Annotated in this window: 19 protein-coding genes; 9 read left to right on the plus strand and 10 right to left on the minus strand. The window is 37.8% G+C overall.

The annotated features are described in order from the left end of the window. Positions 1–1,812 carry a DNA helicase RecQ gene (recQ, locus tag H4J67_RS06660; protein ID WP_182175958.1) on the minus strand — a complete coding sequence of 604 codons (1,812 nt, stop codon included), beginning with the start codon at positions 1,810–1,812 and terminating at the stop codon, positions 1–3. Positions 1,813–1,976: 164 nt separating this feature from the next. On the opposite strand from recQ, the gene H4J67_RS06665 reads away from it, so the two are divergent. Beyond that, positions 1,977–2,444: a thioesterase family protein gene (locus H4J67_RS06665; protein ID WP_182175957.1), complete on the plus strand. Its 468-nt coding sequence runs from the start codon at positions 1,977–1,979 to the stop codon at positions 2,442–2,444. A gap of 253 nt (positions 2,445–2,697) precedes the next feature. Next, positions 2,698–3,621 carry an EamA family transporter RarD gene (gene rarD / locus H4J67_RS06670; RefSeq protein WP_182203240.1) on the plus strand — a complete coding sequence of 308 codons (924 nt, stop codon included), beginning with the start codon at positions 2,698–2,700 and terminating at the stop codon, positions 3,619–3,621. Positions 3,622–4,236: 615 nt separating this feature from the next. On the opposite strand, the gene H4J67_RS06675 is transcribed toward rarD, so the two are convergent. The 8 genes from H4J67_RS06675 to H4J67_RS06710 all read right to left on the minus strand — a co-directional run bounded on the left by H4J67_RS06675 (position 4,237) and on the right by H4J67_RS06710 (position 13,619). Beyond that, positions 4,237–6,147, minus strand: a complete 1,911-nt coding sequence (locus H4J67_RS06675) for a YfiR/HmsC family protein (protein WP_182175955.1) — start codon at positions 6,145–6,147, stop codon at positions 4,237–4,239. Positions 6,148–6,263: 116 nt separating this feature from the next. Next, entirely contained in the window at positions 6,264–7,511 is a 1,248-nt protein-coding gene (locus H4J67_RS06680; protein ID WP_259368510.1) for a diguanylate cyclase, read from the minus strand. A gap of 69 nt (positions 7,512–7,580) precedes the next feature. Further along, positions 7,581–9,755 carry a DNA helicase II gene (uvrD, locus tag H4J67_RS06685; protein ID WP_182175953.1) on the minus strand — a complete coding sequence of 725 codons (2,175 nt, stop codon included), beginning with the start codon at positions 9,753–9,755 and terminating at the stop codon, positions 7,581–7,583. A gap of 46 nt (positions 9,756–9,801) precedes the next feature. Continuing rightward, positions 9,802–10,563, minus strand: coding sequence for an HAD-IA family hydrolase (locus H4J67_RS06690; RefSeq protein ID WP_182175952.1), 762 nt, complete (start codon positions 10,561–10,563; stop codon positions 9,802–9,804). Positions 10,564–10,571: 8 nt separating this feature from the next. Continuing rightward, complete coding sequence (locus tag H4J67_RS06695; protein WP_182175951.1) at positions 10,572–11,255, minus strand: DUF484 family protein; 684 nt, start codon at positions 11,253–11,255, stop codon at positions 10,572–10,574. 48 nt (positions 11,256–11,303) lie between these two features. After that, the gene (gene dapF / locus H4J67_RS06700) at positions 11,304–12,134 is read right to left on the minus strand and encodes a diaminopimelate epimerase (protein WP_182175950.1); all 831 of its coding nucleotides are present in this window, start codon (positions 12,132–12,134) and stop codon (positions 11,304–11,306) included. Between the two features lie 25 nt (positions 12,135–12,159). Continuing rightward, positions 12,160–13,410, minus strand: a complete 1,251-nt coding sequence (gene lysA / locus H4J67_RS06705; protein ID WP_182203242.1) for a diaminopimelate decarboxylase — start codon at positions 13,408–13,410, stop codon at positions 12,160–12,162. A gap of 2 nt (positions 13,411–13,412) precedes the next feature. Further along, complete coding sequence (locus tag H4J67_RS06710) at positions 13,413–13,619, minus strand: lipoprotein (RefSeq protein ID WP_182175948.1); 207 nt, start codon at positions 13,617–13,619, stop codon at positions 13,413–13,415. Between the two features lie 81 nt (positions 13,620–13,700). Between H4J67_RS06710 and cyaY the strand changes: the two genes are divergently transcribed. Genes cyaY through H4J67_RS06745 form a run of 7 tightly spaced genes read left to right on the plus strand, consistent with a single transcriptional unit; the run spans position 13,701 to position 19,483 of the window. Beyond that, positions 13,701–14,021 carry an iron donor protein CyaY gene (cyaY, locus tag H4J67_RS06715; protein ID WP_182175947.1) on the plus strand — a complete coding sequence of 107 codons (321 nt, stop codon included), beginning with the start codon at positions 13,701–13,703 and terminating at the stop codon, positions 14,019–14,021. Between the two features lie 4 nt (positions 14,022–14,025). Continuing rightward, positions 14,026–14,961 (plus strand): hydroxymethylbilane synthase, encoded by a 936-nt coding sequence (gene hemC, locus H4J67_RS06720; RefSeq protein ID WP_182175946.1) that lies wholly within the window; start codon positions 14,026–14,028, stop codon positions 14,959–14,961. Further along, complete coding sequence (locus H4J67_RS06725) at positions 14,948–15,706, plus strand: uroporphyrinogen-III synthase (protein WP_182175945.1); 759 nt, start codon at positions 14,948–14,950, stop codon at positions 15,704–15,706. The genes hemC and H4J67_RS06725 overlap by 14 nt, the downstream gene beginning before the upstream one ends. Next, positions 15,699–17,123 (plus strand): uroporphyrinogen-III C-methyltransferase, encoded by a 1,425-nt coding sequence (locus H4J67_RS06730; protein WP_182175944.1) that lies wholly within the window; start codon positions 15,699–15,701, stop codon positions 17,121–17,123. Before H4J67_RS06725 ends, H4J67_RS06730 begins: the two co-directional genes overlap by 8 nt. Then, positions 17,123–18,367: a heme biosynthesis HemY N-terminal domain-containing protein gene (locus H4J67_RS06735; RefSeq protein WP_182175943.1), complete on the plus strand. Its 1,245-nt coding sequence runs from the start codon at positions 17,123–17,125 to the stop codon at positions 18,365–18,367. The genes H4J67_RS06730 and H4J67_RS06735 overlap by 1 nt, the downstream gene beginning before the upstream one ends. Further along, on the plus strand, positions 18,364–19,002 hold the full coding sequence (locus H4J67_RS06740; protein ID WP_182175942.1) for a hypothetical protein: 639 nt from the start codon (positions 18,364–18,366) through the stop codon (positions 19,000–19,002). Before H4J67_RS06735 ends, H4J67_RS06740 begins: the two co-directional genes overlap by 4 nt. Before the next feature lie 52 nt (positions 19,003–19,054). Then, on the plus strand, positions 19,055–19,483 hold the full coding sequence (locus H4J67_RS06745) for a hypothetical protein (RefSeq protein WP_182175985.1): 429 nt from the start codon (positions 19,055–19,057) through the stop codon (positions 19,481–19,483). A 100-nt stretch (positions 19,484–19,583) separates the two neighbouring features. On the opposite strand, the gene arfA is transcribed toward H4J67_RS06745, so the two are convergent. Next, positions 19,584–19,787 (minus strand): alternative ribosome rescue factor ArfA, encoded by a 204-nt coding sequence (arfA, locus tag H4J67_RS06750; protein WP_182175941.1) that lies wholly within the window; start codon positions 19,785–19,787, stop codon positions 19,584–19,586. Between the last annotated feature and the right edge of the window lie 38 nt (positions 19,788–19,825).

Raw genomic sequence — 19,825 nt, forward strand, 5'->3', positions numbered from 1 at the left:
TTAAGCATTATGCTGTTGAATAACCTGCAAAAAGTCATGTCCGTAACGGGCAAGTTTTGTATCACCAATACCATTAATATTTAGCATTTGCTGTGATGTTTTTGGCTTTATACGCGCAAGCTCTGACAACGTTGCATCATTAAAAACAATGAATGGCGCAATATCCTCTACATCAGCAATCGTTTTACGCAAAGTTCTTAATTTAACAAATAAGACACGGTCATAACGTTTATCAGTTTTATCTTGTTGCCAATAACTTGCTTTTTGCAACCTTGGTGAAGCTAACATTAAGGGTTCATCCCCTTTCAACACCGAACGCGATGCTTGTGTTAAAAATAACGCAGATTGTTGAGAGATATCTTGTTGTAAAAATCCTAAATGAATCAATTGTCTAATAATAGCAAACCAATATCCTGGCGTTTTACTTTTACCGATAGCGAAAGTTGACACTTTTTCATGCTGCAGTTGCCTAACTTTTTCGGTTAACTCCCCTCTGAGCACTTGCACAACATGTTCAATATCACCTTGTTGCTTGATACGAAACACACAAGACAAGACTTTTTGTGCGGCTTCAGTAGCGTCAAATTGAGTGGGTGGATCTAAACAAATATCACAGTTACCACATTTTTTTGTGGTAAATTCTGCAAAGTAATTAAGTACAACTTGTCGACGGCAGGTTTGAGCTTCAATAAAGCCTTTTAACGCTTGAAAACGCTGTTGTTCAACATTCACCCTTTCTTCATTATCACCATCAGCTATATACTTAGTAATGCGTTCTACGTCTTTTTCATCATATAAAAATAACGCTTCTGCCACTAAACCGTCTCGGCCAGCACGGCCAATCTCTTGATAATATGACTCAAGTGTTCTCGGAGGTTCAAAATGAATCACAAAGCGAATATTTGATTTATTGATGCCTAGCCCAAAAGCTACCGTGGCAATAACCACTTGAATATTATCTTTGGCAAAACCATCTTGGACAATATTGCGCATCTCTGTTTCCATGCCAGCATGATAGGCAGAACAATTTACACCCGCACTTGCTAACATTTTAGATAACTTCTCAACTTGCCAGCGGCTACTACAGTAAACAATGCCACAATCATCACCACGCTTTTTAATGTAGCGTAACACTTGGTGATCGCCCTTATATTTATCAGCTAAGGTAAAACGAATATTAGGCCGATCAAAACTGTCAAGGTGAATATAAGGATCAGTCAATGCGAGTTGAAGAAGAATATCTCTTCGGGTTGTAACGTCGGCCGTTGCTGTTAACGCCATAACAGGTACCGATGGAAAGCGTTGTTTAATTGTATGAAGTTGTGTGTATGCCGGCCGAAAATCATGTCCCCATTGTGAAATACAATGCGCTTCGTCAATAGCAAATAAACTTATCTGTATGCTCGCTAAGCGTTGCATAAAATAATAATTTTTTAAACGCTCTGGAGCTATGTATAACAACTTAAGCTCACTACGAGATAAACGCTCAAAAATATCATTGATTGTTTCTTGATCTAAACTTGAATTTACAAAAGCTGCTGAAATACCTTGTCGAGTCAAACCATCAACTTGGTCTTTCATTAAAGCGATTAAGGGTGAAACAACTATGGTTATTCCTGGTAATAATACAGCAGGCAGTTGATAACACATCGATTTTCCACCACCCGTTGGCATAAGCACTAAGCTGTCTCGACCCTGAAATAATTGCTGAATAATTTCTAATTGTCCACTTCGAAAAGTTTGATAACCAAAATGATGCTTTAACGCATCTTCAAGCTGAGCTTGTGAGACTGTAGGGGGAGCTTTTAGCAACGGAGTAAACTTTATTAAACAACAATTATTGTTATTTTACCCCAGTCACAAGAAAAGTCGAGAGCACTGTTTTAGTATTTCTTGAATGCTTAGAAAGATAAGTGCTAAGCTGCAATGAGACATTAGACCAGTTAGAAAAATCTGCTGGCTAAATTGGAAGGATTATGACAAATAATTTAGATGAAAAACAGATGATTGAGCAACTTACTTATTTTTGGTCACACAACATTCCCTTTAATAAATTACTGGGCCTAACCGTTAGTAAATTTGATTGTAATACCTCAGAAGTACGTTTTTTATGGCAAGATAAGTTAATGGGTAACCCATTACAGAAAACGCTACATGGTGGTGTTACTGCATCAGCCCTTGATTTTGCTGGTGGTGTTGTCGTGGCAGCAAATATGATTGAACAACTTGAGCACAAAACACCAACAACAATTCAACAAAGTTTGAGCTGCTTAGGAACGATAGATCTGCGTACCGATTATTTACGACCAGGTCGTGGTGAGGAGTTTATCGCCACAGCCCATATTATTCGTAGTGGCAATAAAGTCGCTGTTGCTCGCATGGAATTACATAACGAAAAAGGTGACCACATTGCTTTTGGAACTGGCACTTATTTAGTTGGTTAATCTTCACTGATTAGTTTTCAAAGTGCTGGCTTTGTGTTCATACGATAGCTAGTTTCAGGTCTAGTTAAAAATGTGCAACTGGTATTCATTATAAATGAGTAGTTATTAGCTAATTAAAGTGAATAACGTTAGCAAAAATATTCTCAATATACCGCCAACAATTTGTGGTTATCAAACAAGTAAAGCGCTGAAATAAAAATCATTGTGCTATAATTCGGCTCTTTATTTTTACTGCTAAAGTTTACTGAAAATCATGACTGTAACTGATAACAAAGACCGTAATGGCGTAATTAACGCGATTAGTGCTTATCTGCTTTGGGGTTTAGCGCCCATTTATTTCAAATTAATTTCTTCTATCAGCCCTGATGAAATTATGGTGCATCGTATTATTTGGTCGAGCCTACTGTTATTTTTAATCGTTATCATCAGTAAAAGATCTCGCGTATTAATCGATACACTTAAACAACCTAGGTTATTGGCTAAACTTGCCTTATCCGCTACTTTTCTATTAGTAAATTGGTTTTTATTCATCTGGGCGATAAACAATGATCATCTGCTAGACGCGAGCTTAGGTTATTTTATCAATCCTTTATTTAGTGTCGCACTCGGTGTTATTTTTTTAGGTGAGCGTTTGCGAAAAATGCAGAAGTTCGCCGTTGCGCTGGCATTATGTGGGGTATTAATTCAACTGGTTTTATTAGGTTCATTACCGGTAATTTCATTAGCACTTGCTGGAACGTTCGGTATTTATGGCTTGTTACGTAAAAAAATGCACCTTGATTCTTTTGTTGGTTTATTAATTGAATCAAGCATGATGCTACCGCTCGCGATTGTTTATTGGTTGTTATTTGTTAATACTAATACCGCTAACATGTTTGAAAACAGCTCAAATTTAAACCTGCTATTGATCGCTGCAGGCGTAGTTACTACAGCGCCACTGCTATGTTTTACTGCTGCGGCAAAGAGGTTAACATTATCAACGCTAGGCTTTTTTCAATACATTGGACCCAGTATTATGTTTTTTTTAGCAACCTTCTATTATCAAGAAACATTGCAGCCCGCTAAATTAGTCACCTTTGCTGCTATTTGGTTAGCTTTGGTTATTTATAGCGTAGACTCACTAAAAGCCAGAAATGAAAAACGTAAATTAGCATTAAATGAACGATTAAGTCGTTAATTTTATTGCCGAAATTATATCTAAGGTTGATTAAATACTGGCCTTAAGCCTTTTTATCTGAATAATCTGAAAACTAGAGCCTGCTGCTAGCTTACTTTTAATTTTGATATTACTCTGTAGTTTTTAACTGTTAATAATGCTGTAGACACTATTTAAAAAGACGATGTGATTTAGTTAAGTTAAGTATTGGCTTTAAGCTTTATTGGCAGGGTAATATGAAAACTAGACCCTAATGTTAGCTTACTTTTAATTTTGATCTTACTCTGTAGTTTTTAACTGTTAATAATGCTGTAGACACTATTTAAAAAGACGATGTAATTTAGTTAAGTTAAGTATTGGCTTTAAGCTTTATTGGCAGGGTAATATGAAAACTAGACCCTAGTGTTAGCTTACTTTTAATTTTGATCTTACTCTGTAGTTTTTAACTGTTAATAATGCTGTAGACACTATTTAAAAAGATGATGTAGTTAAGTTAAGTATTGGCTTTAAGCTTTATTGGCAGGGTAATATGAAAACTAGAGCTAGTGTTAGCTTACTTTTAATTTTGATCTTACTCTGTAGTTTTTAACTGTTAATAATGCTGTAGACACTATTTAAAAAGACGATGTAGTTAAGTTAAGTATTGGCTTTAAGCTTTATTGGCAGGGTAATATGAAAACTAGACCCTAGTGTTAGCTTACTTTTAATTTTGATATTGCCTTGTAGTTTTTGACATATAATATTATAAACAATATTCATTCCTAAGCCAGTACCGCCGGAATTTCTTTTGGTGGTGAAGAAAGGTTCAAAAATATTATCTAGCACATGTTGGTTCATGCCATGACCATCATCTTTAAAGACAATAACAACATGACCATCTTGGGTTTTCGTTAACTCGATAGCAATATTGCCTTGTGCTTTATTTTCAAAAGCGTGCTTTAACGCATTCGTGACTAAATTTGTTAGCACCTGCGCTAACGCTCCAGGAATGGTGGTTATTTTCAATTCACTTTCACCGCTATATTGATAACTCACCCTAAAGCGCTTCATTTCTGCCGATAACGTTGACATGACCTCTTCAATATAACTGACTAAATCAATTTCTCGCTCTTCACCCACCATTTGATCTGCTGCGACTTGCTTGAAGTTATTCAACAACTCAATAACACGCTCTAAAGCGTTCGTATTCAAGTTAGAAGCCTTCTCCATACCATTAAAGTAATGTTCCATCGCCGTGCGGGTTAAGTTGCCTGTTTCAAAGTTTTTACGAATCTTTAGGGTACTTTCTAAAGCTGAACTTGTTGATGTTACCGCAATACCAAGTGGGGTATTAATTTCATGGGCAACTCCTGCAGTTAAAGTGCCTAACGACGCCATTTTTTCAGATTGAATTAATTGCTTTTGCATCTTTTGTAAATTTTCGAGCGTACGAGTTAATGTTCGTGTTGTCTGCCTATTTTTAACAAAAAGTACGACCACCAATCCTGAAATCACTACTAACAGGGTAAGAAAGGACGCCATTACAATCAAATAAATTCGCTGTTTATCAATGCGTTCCTCGCGATTATCTAACTCTTGATTTTTTTTATTTAATTGCATGGCTTGAAAACTTATTTGTTGCTGTTGCTGTTGCAAAATATCTTTATTAGTCAATATTTTTTCAGCCATAGCCCTATTTTCTTGTTCTTTATTGACAACCGAGCTTTGCTGGTTCTCTAAGATTGTTTTTGCTACTTTTAACTGGGTTGCTACTTGCTGTAATTGCAGCTCTTTGGTTTTTATCGAGCGTTGCTGTTGTTCAGTATCTATCTTTAGGATATTTAGCTCTTGCTGACGCTTACCTGCCATTTTTTCTTGCTGTGTTAAATTCTTATTTAAGGTATTAAGCTTTTCTTTTGCTGAGGATATTTGATTTTCTTGATCGGTTAACTTTTGGTTCAACCTTGCTTCACGCGCCCTAATGACTTGTAATGCCAACTCTGTTTCTCTATACAAGGTAGCCACCTGAAGTTCAGTCCCCCCTGACAATAATAATTCAGCAGACATCACCAAACCCTCAAAGACAATATTTGATTTATTCACTTCAAAATCTATCGCAGAATTTTCAGCATCGTTAACTAGATTGATCATCACATTATGCTTATCAATACTGTTATCAGTAATCAAAAGTGTGTTGCTACTGCGAAGAATGGCAGCAATATCGGCTATTTCAGTATTGCTATTGGCAGCAGTAAAAAACAAGTCGGTTTGTTTACCCGCTTCGATATTTTTTATGACAATAACTTTGATTGGCTTGTTTCTAATGACACGCTTAGCCAAGGTGTTATTAAGCAAAGCAGCAAAAGTATCATCACCATAAACACCGATAACAAATTGCTGTTTATTATTTTCATTTTGCCAGCTAACATGTTTAATAAAATTGTAAATATAAGCGGCTTTAACTTGCTCACTATCAATTTTCTGGGCAAAAATTGAGCTTGAGGTGCTAATAAAAAAACAAAACAACATCAGCAAAGGTTTGCTCATGAGCATTATTTTTTTCTGCATTTAGTGCACCCTGTTGTTAAAATAGTTTGACCACTTTACTTTTTTTTATAAAAAAAAACACCTATAAGTTAATTCAAGCTCGGCATTACTTTAATATATAAATTTTAACTAAAGCGTTAATCATCAATGCCAAAAAGACTCAATTGATTGCGGCCATTTTCTTTAGCATTATAAAGCGCACTTTCCGCTTGATTCAGTTGTTTAGCAAACGTCTCTTTACTATTACAAACTAAGCCTATGCTGATGTTAAAGGCAATATGGTGCTCTTCAAAAGTTAGCTGAGAAACAGAAATTTCTCGACGAAGATCCTCTAATTTAGTGTAGAGTTGATCCTCATCAGTACCGTACATTAAGACGGCAAACTCTTCACCACCTAAGCGGGCCAGCAAACCTGATCCTAGATGTTTACGCATATATAATGCCAGTACTTTTAAGACATGATCGCCAGCATCATTTCCGTAGTTATCATTGATTTTTTTGAAAAAATCAATGTCGAGCATAGCAACACAATAAGGCATATCTCTTTTAATATATTGCGGCACCAGTTGTTCTGCTTTAGAGAAAAAAGCACGTCTGTTAGGTAAGTCGGTTAAATAATCTACGTTTGCTGCTTTTTGGATTTGTTCAATATTGTTTAAATTCTCAATATTTTGGGTAATTCGACAATAAAACTCTTCTGGGCAAAAAGGTTTACGTAAAAAGTCATCAGCACCATTTTTAATAAAGCGAGCCGAATGCATACCGTTGTCTGCTCCAGATATACCAATAATAGCGAGTTGATCACGACTATAACTTTTACGGATTTCATTGGTTAATTCGATACCGTCCATTATAGGCATTTCCAGATCGGTGATCACCAATTTAATGTCTTTGTGCTGCTTTAAGCGTTCTAGCGCTTGCACACCATCATTGGCTAAATAAACATTAAAGTTGCGGCGTTTTAAGAGCTGAGAAACATAATTTCGTGCCGCTAAAGAATCATCAACTACAAGAATACCTGTGCTGCTGTTGGTTATTTGCCAATGTAAAATACGTTTTAAATAAAGGAAAGCTTGACTATTCTCTTTAGGAATATAGTCAACAACGGGCTGAGCAAGTATTTGCTGTCGAGTAGTCTCATCCATTTTACCTGTCATAACGACACTTGGAATACCATGAGAGAGCACACAAGCTATTGCTTCGCCATTGGGAGCATCTGGTAAGGCATAATCTATAGTGGCTGCAAAAAAATCATTTTTGCCCTGTAAAATATCTTCTACTTCGGCAAGTGTGGTAGCAATAGTTACCTGATAATTTAATGCCTCGCCAATTTGCTTAATAACACGAGCAATAGGCTTACTGTCTTCTACTACAAGTAACTGCATTGACATATAATCTCATACCTTATTTTTATAATGGCATCACATGAAAGAACCAATTATTTTCATGTGATATTAAACGATGGCTTGTAAGTTAGCATAGGCGACCACTAGCCATTTACTACCTACACCAGCAAAATTAACTTGAATACGACTTTGAGCTCCTGAACCTTCATAATTTAAGACAACGCCTTCACCAAATTTAGCATGAACAACTGACTGTCCTAAACTAAAGCCGCTGTTCTCAAAAGTTTCCAGGGTGAAAGTCGAAGAAAACTTGCCTTTAGTTGATGGACGAGTCACTTGGTTTTGTAATCTTATTTCTTCGGTACACTCAGGAGGTAATTCACGTAAAAAGCGACTGGCTTTATGAAATTTTTCTTGTCCATAAAGTCGGCGACTTTCTGCATGACACAAGTATAGCTTATTCATAGCACGTGTCATGCCGACGTAACATAAACGCCTTTCCTCTTCTAAACGACCTATTTCTTCTACTGATTTTTGTGAGGGAAACATTCCCTCCTCTAAGCCGGCAATAAACACTAATGGAAACTCTAAACCTTTCGCAGAGTGCATAGTCATTAACTGCACAGCGGGTTCATAATCATCGGCTTGTGACTCGCCAGCCTCAAGGGCAGCATGTGTTAAAAACGAGGTGAGTTTTGTTTGTTCTTCTATTAACTCTGGGTCCGCTTCGAATGTCTGACAAGCCGTAACAAGCTCATTTAAGTTTTCTATTCTTGCCTCGGCACGTTCACCTTTTTCAGCTTGATACATGGCTTTTAAACCACTGTGATGAATAACATAGTTGGCCTGTTGGTCGAGGTCAAGGTGACTAGAGTCATCTTCGAGAGTATCGATAATATTAATAAAATTTTGAATGACTTTCGCACTTCGTCCTTTCAATTCATCATTTTTTAGCATGAATTGACACGCTTGCCATAATGTCATTTCTAAACTGCGCGCAGCGTCACGTATTAACGATAGGCTAGTATTACCAACGCCACGTGTTGGGGTATTAATAATACGTTCAAAAGCCGCATCATCATCGCGATTATTTAGTAAGCGTAAGTAAGCAAGTGCATCCTTAATTTCTAAACGTTCAAAGAAACGTTGACCACCGTAAATACGATAAGGTAAGCGACTCTGCAAGAGCGCTTCTTCGAGTAAACGAGATTGCGCATTACTGCGATATAAAATAGCGACATCATCTAAGCTGCCTTCTTTACGCCAATCCGTAATTCGACCTGCAATAAAGCGAGCTTCGTCTATCTCGTTGAATGCGGTATAAATAGATATTTTTTCGCCCGCTTCATCTTCGGTCCACAACTTTTTACCTAAGCGGTTATTATTATTGGCGATAAGTTTATTAGCCGCATTAAGAATATTGGCTGTGGAGCGATAATTCTGTTCTAAACGTATAGTTTTTGTGTCGTCAAATTCATTAAGAAAACGCTGAATATTTTCAATTTTTGCGCCACGCCAGCCGTAAATTGATTGATCGTCATCACCAACAATCATCACCTTACTCGATGCGTTACCTAGAATATTTAACCAGGCGTATTGAATAGCATTGGTGTCTTGAAATTCATCGACTAAAATATGCTTAAAGCGTTGCTGATAATGGGCAAGCAAAACGGGATTATTCAACCATAGTTCATGGGCACGCAGTAATAACTCGGCAAAATCGACTAAACCGGCTCGATCACAAGCTTCTTGATATCCTTGATAAACTTTAACAAATGTTTGCTCAGTGGGATCATCATAAACCTCTATGTGCTGTGGACGAATGCCTTCATCTTTTTTTCCATTGATATACCACTGCATCTGCTTGGGTGGCCAACGTTTTTCGTCAATACCTAACGAACGTACAATGCGCTTAACTAAGCGCAGTTGATCATCTGAATCAAGTACTTGAAAATTCTGTGGTAATTTAGCTTCTTGAAAATGCATACGGAGTAAGCGATGGGCTAAACCATGGAAAGTACCGACCCACATACCATGAACATTACCTTCAACTGTTTTCTCAACACGCACTCGCATTTCTGCTGCGGCTTTATTGGTAAAAGTAACAGCTAAAATACTATGAGAAGAGGCGTTTTCAACTTGCATTAACCAGGCAATACGTTGCACTAACACCCGAGTTTTACCACTTCCTGCGCCAGCTAATACCAACATATTTTGTAGTGGAGCGGCGACAACATCTCGTTGTTTTTCATTGAGTGACTCAAGTAGTTCAGAAACGTCCATAACGGAAAAATAACCTTAGAAAAGTAGAAAGTAAGTATAGATGAAATTATAACAAGTGACACAATTCGCTAATATCTGCTAACTCAATATTAGGTAGAACAGTTAGTGGTTTACCAACGTCATAGCAAGAAATCCATGCGGTTTGGCAGCCTGCATCGATAGCACCTAGAATATCAGAGCGGCCACAATCACCAACATGTAGTAGTTGTGACGGTTTTATTATTAATTTTTCGCAAGCTTCAGCAAACATATCTGCTGCGGGCTTTTGTCGTAGTCGTTGATTTTTATTTAAAGCTGTCGTTGATAAATCACCGGCATGAAATCGATAGCTAAAATAAGCTGAAATACCTATTTTATCTGTATCAACATTGCCGTTACTGATGGCCACCAAGGGATATTTTTTTTGTAGGCTTTGTAATAATTGATGCACCGCTTCTGGCACAACAAAATCGCTGCGTTGTTGGACAAAATAATCTAACGCTTTTTGTGCTTGGTCATTGGCAATGTCATCAGCTAAACCCAATACCTTCATACCTAAGGTGTAAGTGGCTAAACGCATATCACCCATATGGTGTATTAATTGTGGGTTCGCTGCTATAGCTTGCTCGCGAAAAGGCGACCAAAAGCGATAATCAAAAATAATGTTTTTTGTCGCATGAGTGGCAATTGTCTGTAATGAGAAAAGTGCCGAAAAATAAGCAACCATTTTGGCATCTGTTGCCATCATTACCGGATAATTACTATACAGGGTATCATCAAGGTCAAAACTAATGGCTTGGAAAGGGGTTAAGCGACGATAAAATTTCATTGTTTGTGTTATTTATACAGTTGTTGAAAAAGTAATTTTGCCACCAGCTTTCTAAATTGACTAAGCAATAAAGTATCCATGCGTGGATCAAAGTGGTCGGCGTCGGCACTGCTTATGGCTATAAAGCCAATGTCATCATTAATATGGTTTAGCTTAATTAAGACCACAGAGCCTTCTTGATGTTGCGAAAAAATAAGTTCTTGCTCGCTTTTTTGTAAGCGGCCAAAATAATAATCATCTTTGGATAAACGATTATTCATCACCCCTGCACAATCGTTTTTAACGATGCTAGCATGGCTAACCTCAGTATTTTCTTTTAACCAGACTTTTAAACCCGATAATGACAATAATTCAGTGGTGGCTTGGTACAAACAATCAAGCAACTCAGTCGCGGAGCTACAATCTAATAAGCGTAAATATAAGTCGCTATACAAAGCAAAAAGCTGTTCATTATGGTTAGCTATCGCCATAAGTTGAGTGATTTCTTCTTCTAGACCATGAATTTTTTGACGTTGCTGGCTTTGTTGTCTTTGCACTAACGAGACTGTGCCACGATGAACATCGGATAAACGAAGGCTAGTGATCAGCTCAGGATTACGATTAAAAAATTCAGGGTTATCATGTAAGTAATCAACAATGAGATCATCGGTTAAACTTACTTCATCTAATTGTATTGGGGTTGAGTCGTTCAAATTAATTCTCTATATCTTGAATAGTTAAATAAGCTAACTTTATGCCGATTATAAATTTAATTGCCCGTCAAATACATGTACGGCTGGGCCGGTCATTTTGACTGAATTACCCGGTCCTTTCCAATAAATCTTTAACTTACCGCCCGGTAATTCCACCGTAACATCTCGACCTAATTTATTTTGTATTTGGCCAATAACTACCGCTGCACAAGCACCACTACCACAGGCTAACGTTTCAGCGGAACCACGTTCATAAACACGAAGTTTAATATAGTCAGGGGCAACAATTTCCATAAAGCCAACGTTCACTTGCTGGGGAAAGCGTTCGTGATGTGACAAAGCTTTACCTAACGTCTCAACAGGAGCCTCATCAACCGAGTCAACTGTCAACACACAATGTGGATTACCTAAAGAAACCACGCCACACAATACGGTGTCTTCATCACTGCGAAGAATGTAAGTACCTTCTACTTTTTGGGCAGTAAATGGAATTTGGCTTGGTTCAAACTTAGGTGTTGGCATATTCACTGAAACGTTACCATCACGTTCAACAAATAAGGTCATCTTGCCTGACTGTGTCGACACCTTAATTTTATTTTTATTTGTTAAGCCTTTTAAACGCACAAATTTAGCAAAACAACGAGCACCATTGCCACACTGCCCAACTTCACTACCGTCGGCATTAAAGATGCGATAATGAAAATCTAAATCGGGATCGTACGGTGGCTCAACCACTAACACTTGATCAAAACCGACACCGAAATTACGATCGGATAACTGCTTTATTTGCTCATTAGACAAATAAACATTCTGGGTAACATTGTCTAGTACTAGGAAGTCGTTACCTAAACCGTGCATTTTTGAAAAATTAACTAACATTTACTTCCCATATTCAATTTAATACTTATTTTGGTAACAAAGACTCGCCTTGCCATAATTGCTCAAGTGTTTCCCGAGCACGGATCAAATGATTTTTTTCACCATCAACCATAATTTCAGCCGCTTTTGGACGACTATTATAATTTGAACTCATCGAAAAACCATAGGCACCCGATGAACGTATCGCTAAGAGATCACCAGCCACGATACTTAGTTCTCGAGCTTTACCCAAAAAATCACCGGTTTCACAAATAGGACCAACAATGTCGTAAGTTTTTTTACTGGTGACTTCATTTTTTTCAACTTCGATAATCGCTTGCCATGCTTGATAAAGCGACGGACGAATTAAATCATTCATTGCAGCATCAACAATCGCAAAATGCCTATCTTGATTCGTTTTAAGTAATTCAACTTCGGTCACTAAAATTCCAGCATTAGCCATAATGGCACGACCGGGCTCATAAATCAGTGTAATATCACGATCGGCTAACTTATCCGCAATCGCTTTCGCGTATTCGTTAGGGTGAGGTGGTGTTTCGTTGTTATAACATACGCCTAAACCGCCGCCAACATCGATATGTGATAAACTAATATTTACCTCTGCGAGGCGGTCAACAAGTGCGAGTACTCGATCAAGTGCGTCTAAAAAGGGTTGTACTTCAGTTAACTGCGAACCAATATGGCAATCAATACCCTTTACAGCAATATTTGATAAACTATTGGCGTGTTGGTAAAGCTCAAAGGCATCATCAATACTAATACCAAATTTATTTTCTTTTAAGCCTGTCGATATATAAGGATGCGTACCAGCATCTACATCAGGGTTTACTCTTAAAGAGACCGGTGCAGTTATTTTCATCCGCTCGGCTACCTGCTGAATACGCGTTAATTCTGCAGCTGATTCAACATTGAAACAGTAGATACCCTTTTCTAGTGCAAAAGCAATCTCATCTGATTTTTTGCCAACGCCCGAAAACACCACTTTGCGGGCATCACCGCCAGCTTGTAATACACGAGCAAGTTCACCTTTTGAAACAATGTCAAAACCACTACCTAAACGTGCCATCACGTTGAGTACGGCAATGTTACTGTTGGCTTTCACCGCATAACACACTAAATGTGGTTTATCACCAGCCGCTTGGTCAAACGCATGCCAGTGGCGCTCAATAGTCGCTCGTGAATATATATATAACGGCGTACCATGTTGCTTAACAAGTTGAGTAACGGCACAATCTTCAGCATACAGTGAAGTATTTTTGTAATTGAAAAAATCCACGATTAATTTTCCTGCGATTTTGGTGCTGGTGAGTTTGGTTTTGGCTGTGTATTAGCGTGCTCGGTTTGCTGCTGTACTTTTACTTGCACAGATTTTTGCGTTAGTGGACCTTTAATTCCACATCCACTTAAAAGCACTGGTATAATAAAAAACGCTAAAATAATTGAATTTTGTTTACGCATACTTGATTTATTCGATTTTTTTATCATGATAGACGTTTTATAATCCCATGACCAACAAATAGCTAGCAAAGATGAATAAATTTCATTGCGCTAGAAAAGGAAGCATTAATGAACGACAGCCAATACAATTTACTTGCCGATGAAATTATTCTTCAAATAGAAGAAGCCATTGAAGATTGTGGTACCGACATTGATTATGAAGGTGTGGGTGGCATGCTAACTCTGACCTTTAAAAGTGGTAGCAAAGTCATCATTAATAAACAAGCACCCTTGCAGGAAATATGGGTAGCAACTAAATTTAATGGTCATCATTTTCAGTGTGAAGATAGCCAATGGACAGACAAACGTGGTGGTGGCGAACTTTGGCAATTCTTATCAAAAGCGATCAGTATTCAGGCCGACACCGAAATAACTATTAGCGCAGGATAATTTAATGAGCACAACAACTGTACGCATTGCCACACGTAAAAGTGCACTCGCTTTATGGCAAGCCGAATATGTAAAAGCACAATTAGAGCATTTCCACGCGGGCATTATTGTTGAACTTGTTCCCATGACCACCAAAGGCGATATTATTTTAGATACACCTTTAGCCAAGGTCGGTGGTAAAGGTTTATTTGTTAAAGAACTCGAAGTTGCCATGTTAGAAGACCGTGCTGACATCGCGGTTCATTCAATGAAAGATGTCCCGGTAGAATTTCCTGAAGGGCTAGGTTTAGAAGTGATTTGTCCACGTGAAGACCCCCGTGATGCCTTTGTTTCTAATACCATTAACAGTTTAGCCGAACTGCCACAAGGTGCTGTTGTTGGTACTTCAAGTTTACGTCGTCAATGCCAAATTAAAGCCATGCGCCCAGATTTAGACATTCGTGATTTACGCGGTAACGTAAATACCCGTTTAAAAAAATTAGATAATGGCGAATATGATGCCATTATACTTGCTGCAGCAGGATTAATACGTTTGGCAATGCCTGAACGAATTCAAGAGTTTATTGAACCCGAGGTCATGTTGCCAGCAAACGGACAAGGTGCTGTGGGTATTGAATGTAGAACCAACGATGAAGCCCTTAAAGCTTTACTTGCACCATTAGGTTGTGAAACTACCCGTATTCGGGTGTTAGCAGAACGAGCGATGAACCGTGCTTTAGAAGGTGGTTGCCAAGTCCCTATTGGGAGCTATGCTGTCATTCAAAACAATGGTCAAGTTTTTTTACGTGGTCTAGTGGGAGCAACTGACGGTAGTGAAATACTCACCAGTGAAATAACCGGTGAAAGTAAAGATGCAGAACAACTAGGTAATATACTGGCTGAGCAACTCCTTGAAAAAGGCGCTGATAAAATATTGCGTCAGGTTTATGCACAACAGTAACACACACGTTTTAATCACACGTCCTGAAAAAGCAGGACGTGCTTTAGCGCAACAGTTAAAAAGTATTGGCATTGACAGTCACTGCCAACCGTTCTTTGATTATCAATCACTTGCTTGTAAAATCACCACTAAAAAGCTCATCAAACAATATCCTCAAGCCATTGTTATTTTTGTCAGTGTCGCTGCGGTCGAGTTTGCTCATTGCGCTGTTAATTTTTCTCAATGGCAACAAAAACGCGTGATTGCTATCGGTAGCTCAACACTAAACGCTTTAAAAGCAAAAGGGCTTAGTGCGGTTTCCCCTGAACTTCATACCAGCGAAGGTTTATTAACACTTAATATACTCGATGAAAAAAAAATCAGTGGCGAAACCATTATTATTGTTCGTGGTGACGGTGGTCGAGAGCATATTGCCCAGCAACTCACCTTGCGAGGCGCCAAGGTTCACTATTTAGAAAGCTATAAAAAAGTCTGGCTTACCGTCACGCAAAGACAGGTTCAACAATGGCGAAATCAACAAATAAATTGTATTGTCATCACCAGTAACGCTTTGCTAGAAAGCATAGTACACTTAATAAAGCATTCAGAGAGTTATTGGCAAACCACTTGTTTATGGATTGTCGCTAGTAAGCGCATTGCCGAACAAGCGAAACAACTAGGGTTACTCAATATCATTAATGCTAACGGTGCTAATGATCAAGCCATGCTTAGTGCAATCACTTCATATGGAAAAAATAATGACTGATAAAAAGCTAAACGAGTCAAATACTTCAGAAAAAAAATCGACTGAAAAAAAGTCAGATCAAGGTATTTCAACTTCTATTTCACTAGCATCAGCGACAACGGTATCCTCGAGTGAAGAGCAGAAGTCCCACGAAAAAAATAAAGCCTCAAGTGTGGTTAACGAGAAAAAACCAGCCATTAAAACCTCAGAAAAAAAAGCTAAACCATCGGTGACGAATGATACAAAGGTCAATAAACAAAAGTTATCTAAGACTGCTGTAGTTTCCTTAATCATAGCTTTAGCAACAAGTGTTGGTGTCGGCGGTTTATATTACTGGGATATGCAGCAACAAGCACAGAGCAAGGCAGAATTATTACAACAAACTCAGCAAATTTTAGCTACTAGTGAGCAAAAAACCCAACAAAGTTTGGCCAGTAGTAAGCAAAAAGTTAAGCAGTTATTTGCTCAGCAACAAACCATGTTTTCACAACGTTTAAACCGTGAGATTGCAACAATAACAACAGACAGCCAAGTTAAAATCGCTCAACTTGAAAAGGCTGTTGAACGATTATCACAAAATCAACCCAGTGATTGGTTATTACACGAAGCAGAGTACCTTATTCGTATTGCCACTCGCACGATGTGGCTAGAGCAAGATACAAGAGCAGCAATTGGCTTGCTAAAAGATGCAGATATGCGCCTCAAAGAACTTAAAGATCCGCAGTTTTTACCTATTCGCCAATTAATTCGTCAAGACATCGCACAGTTAACATTAATACCTGTTGTAGACAACGAAGATACCGTTATGACCTTAATGGCGATGAGTCAACAACTGGCAAACTTACCCTTGGCTATGGTTAAAATTCCAGATAATGACAACAAGAGCAGTGATTTCACATTATCTGAAAGCACCAATGATTGGCGAGAAAATCTTGCAAAAACATGGCAAAAAATTCTTGCAGATTTTATTACTGTCCGCAGAAGTAGCGGTAATGTAAAGCCATTAATGTCGCCACAACATCAACAAAATCTTATTGAAAACCTTAGCTTAAAGTTACAATTAGCTCAGTGGGCAGTGACAGAGAAAAAACAGAAAATTTATAATCAAACCTTAAATGACATTCAACTATGGTTAACAGAATACTTTGATATGCAAAAAGTTGAAAATCAAAGCTTTTATCAAGCTATTCAAAAACTAAAAGGTAAGATAATCACTTATGATTACCCCAGTACGCTTTTATCGCTAAAAGCGATGAGTAAAGTGCTAGCAGAAACGCCCTTAAAACCAACACTTGATCAATTAACGCCTCAAGTAATGCCTGATAAATTACACGAGGACAAAGAAAAAGCACTTAATGGCTCATCTAGAGCACTAACTGAAGAAGTTGCACCACAAGAGTCAAAAGTACAGCCTAACAGCACAAATGAGGCCTTATAATGAAAAAATTAATACTGTGGATATTAATATTTTTTGCTGCGGTTGCTATTAGCCCACTGCTAATAAATGAAAAAGGTTATATCTTAATTGCGATGGGCGATTTAACCATAGAATCAACCGTAGTAATGGCATGTATCATGTTAACGCTATTATTTATCGCCTTAGGGTTATCGATGACACTTGTACGTGGCAGTCTACGTTTGGGTTTTGGCAGCTGGAACAAAATTGCTTTTGCTAATCGCCGTCGAGGTTTAAGGGACTTTAATCGCGGTATTGCTGCCTTTATTCTTGAGGACAACCAGCAAGCAGAACATTTGTTTGCTAAAGCGGCTGAACCCTCAAAATTTACTCATACGTCTTATCTATTGGCTGCTGCAGCATCGTCAAAACAATCGCTGCGATCAAACACAAATCACTATCTAGCTTTATTAGCGCAAGAAGACAATGGCGTTAAAGGCTCTGGTTTAGAATCAATACTCGTGACAATTAAATTATTAATCTCTCAGGAAGACTTTCCACAGGCACGGAGTATTATTGATAAACATCACAAACAAATTGGTCATGATGCAAGGTTATTAAGCTTAGAGATCATCTTAAGCTTGCAAGAAAAACGTTTTGATTATGTGATAGAGCAACTTGTTTCAGCCCGTAAACAAAAAGCTATTACAAATGAAAAAATAGCACTATGGGAAGCAAGCGCTTTCTACGGTGCTTTTAATGAAACTATACGCAAAGAAAATAACGATTCATTGGCACAGCGGTGGCATAAACTGACTCGCAAATTAAAACATAATGAAGTTATTCTCTGGGCTTATTGTCGAGTATTAGCCGAGCACAAAATTACTGAGCCACTTAATAAAATATTATTACCCGTGATAAAAAAAGGCGCAGATGATACTTTTTTAAAGAATATTCGCCAGCTACCTATTTTGGCTACTGATGAATTAATCGGTGCCGTTCAAAAACAGTTACATAATGATCCTCACAGCGGAAAATGGTTAAGTTGTTTAGCTAATTTAGCCGCAAAATCTCAACAACTGCCGATGGCAGAAAAAGCCTTTAATAGCCTGATTAATTTAGCAGATACACAATATGATGTTATTGATTTACTCAGTTTTTCTCAAGTATTAGAGCAGCAAGGCGAATATAAAAAAGCCAATCAAGTATTAAATAAAGCTTTAGGTCAAATTGACAATTTTAAGAATAATACCTTAGCTATAAATAACGGAAATGAACAAAAATGAATTTAACAGTCGACTTTAAAAAACCTGAAATTGCCGGTGCTTTTGATTGGCAATTATGCCAAGAAATCAATGTAAAAAACGAGCAAGGCGATATTATTGCTAAAGCTGAAATTGAGCTAATCACCCTTAATAAACACCGAGATGCTGTTGGCTCTTATACTTTATTAGCCAACGAAGATACTGACTGGGAAATTCCACTTAACCTTTATTTTAAAGGTCAAAACCTCGAGCAGGGCTTGTGTGAACAATTAAGCATTACGGCTGAGACCAAAAAAGCTAAAACACATATTTTACTTGAAGCGATCAGTGTTCTGCCACGATATCGTAGACAAGCGATTGGGCAATACCTGCTTAGAGAAATTGTTAAACATCATCAAAAAGCTCAATCTATTACGGTATTAAGCATGCCTATGCATCTCTTTGTTGATGCCGATGAATGTGAGGATGAAGGTATTAAAGCTTATTATCAAGCGGCTGATTTGCAAACTGAAAAAGTAACGATAGATGATCTCACTCACTTTTTTACTAAAAGTGGCTTCGTTGATTTTACTGTCGACGAAAGTTTACTGGCTGAGCCTTTACCCTATCAAATATTTGTAGGTAGCCCACACAGTATATTAAAAGACTCAATCTAAAAATATTTTGAACTTAAACACCTATATCAAAATCAAATAAAAGAGGCCCACTATGTTTAGCATTCACGGAGAATGGAAAATTGAAGTTTGTGGCAATGTTGTTGTGCAATCGTTTTCTAGTACTTGGAACGAAGAGGCTATAATTGCTTATGCTAAAGAGTTTCGTGCTAAAGCAAGCCCCCTTAAAGGTAGCCCTTGGGCTATTGTTTCTTCTTTTGAGGATTGGGAGTTCGGTGTTCCTGCAATTGATAAACATGTCGAAGAACATTGCCAGTGGTTCAAGGATAATGGTTGTAGTAAAGATTGTCATATTTACACAAAGAGCGCTGCCAAAGAAATGCAACTAGAAAGGCTAATACCGCATACCAATGCGTCTTATGAACGGCAAGTATTTACCAATGCTGAAGATGCATCGACTTGGTTGGCGAGTCATGGATTTTTAATTGATAGTTTAAGTATCGATCGAATCACCAATAAATAGCCACTTAATCTAGTCAGTCATTATAAAAAATAAGATAGTCATCAGTACCTACGTCATGATGACTATCTTCACAAAGCCCTATTTAATAAATACTAACGTACTAAGCATTCATTAAATAAGGTTCTCTACCTTGATGTTTGTTACCACGTTTGAATGAACCTTTACCTTTTTTAGCCTGCACCACTTGCAGCTTATAAACTTTCGATGTGACAAGAGCCGCGAAAAAATTATCTTTGATTTTTCCTCGGCCTAAGTCTGTTGCTAAAGTATTTTGCAATACTTGACCCTGCTTATTTTTACTCATTAATTTTTCTCTTCTATAATAAAAGCCATCGGTATGAT

This window comes from Colwellia sp. BRX10-4 (assembly GCF_014077465.1).
Taxonomy (GTDB): Bacteria; Pseudomonadota; Gammaproteobacteria; order Enterobacterales; family Alteromonadaceae; genus Colwellia_A.